This window comes from Methylobacterium sp. WL18 (genome assembly GCF_008040015.1).
Taxonomy (GTDB): domain Bacteria; phylum Pseudomonadota; class Alphaproteobacteria; order Rhizobiales; family Beijerinckiaceae; genus Methylobacterium; species Methylobacterium mesophilicum.
Window position 1 is genome coordinate 1 of record NZ_VRVD01001027.1, and the last position, 1,069, is coordinate 1,069.

Below are 1,069 nucleotides of genomic sequence, written 5' to 3' on the forward strand. Positions count from 1 at the left end.
TGGGCGCCGATCCGCGACCTGCTGGCCCGCCTCGGCCCCCTGGCGGTACCGGTTCTGGCGCTGGTGGCGGGCTTCCGGATGCCCGGCTACGTGTCGAGCACCATGGCGATCCCGCTGTTCAAGACGCTGGGCTACACCAACACCGACATCGCCACGGTGACCAAGCTGTTCGGCTTCTGGATCGCGCTGGGCGGCACCTTCCTGGCGAGCGCGATCATCCCGCGGATCGGCATGATGGCGAGCCTGCTGATCGGCACCGTGGTGGCCTCGGCCTCGCATCTGGCGCTCGCCTACCTCGCCTGGCACGGCGGCCATGGCGGGGCGGCGTTCTGGACCTTCGCGGTCACGGTCGGGATCGACGGCTTCGCCTACGCCTTCGCGTCGATTGTGCTGATCACCTACATGTCCCGGCTCGCGGCCACCGAGCACGCGGCCAGCCAGTACGCCCTGCTGACCTCGCTCTGCGCCCTCCCGGGAAGCGTGCTCGCCGGGTTCTCGGGCTTCGTGATCGAGTGGACCGGCTTCGCGTGGTTCTTCGTCGGCACCTCGCTGATCGGCGTGCCGGTGGCGTTGCTGTGTCTCCTGGTGGCGCGCCGCCACGGGCCGATGGAGGCGCCGGCCCGGTAACGGCCTGCAGACGAGCGGACGGTCTCCTCAGTCTTCGCGCGTCGGCGACCGCTTTTCGGGGCGCGTGTCCGGTGTTCCGCACGCCGTCCGAGCGTGTTCCAGGGCGGTGCGTCCGGCGTTGCCGGCTCTTTAGCCAAGATTAACCACGCCGAGGCCTAATGGGCTGGACGGTTGATGTCCTCCCCAGACGGGCAGCCCAGGCCACGTGCGCGGAAAAAGCCTCCGCGGGCGAACGGCGACGGCTGCCATACGGGGAAGCGCGTACGCGAGTTCCCGCATGGCCCAGGTTGCGTATTCCCGACCCGCGTACCGCGATGCCGCCTGTTTCGCGGCCCCATTCGCGGCCCCTCTCCCGGCCCCCGGGCCGGCGCCCTATCCGCGCCTCGTCTACGAGGCGTCTTACGCGCCCCCGGGCCGGGCGCCCTACCCGAGCGCCATGCGG

General features: G+C 70.7%; 1 pseudogene. It reads left to right on the forward strand.

Going from position 1 to position 1,069, the window contains the following annotated elements:
- Positions 1–627: pseudogene (locus FV228_RS30625) on the forward strand (MFS transporter); the annotation flags it as partial.
- Positions 628–1,069: the final 442 nt, after the last annotated feature.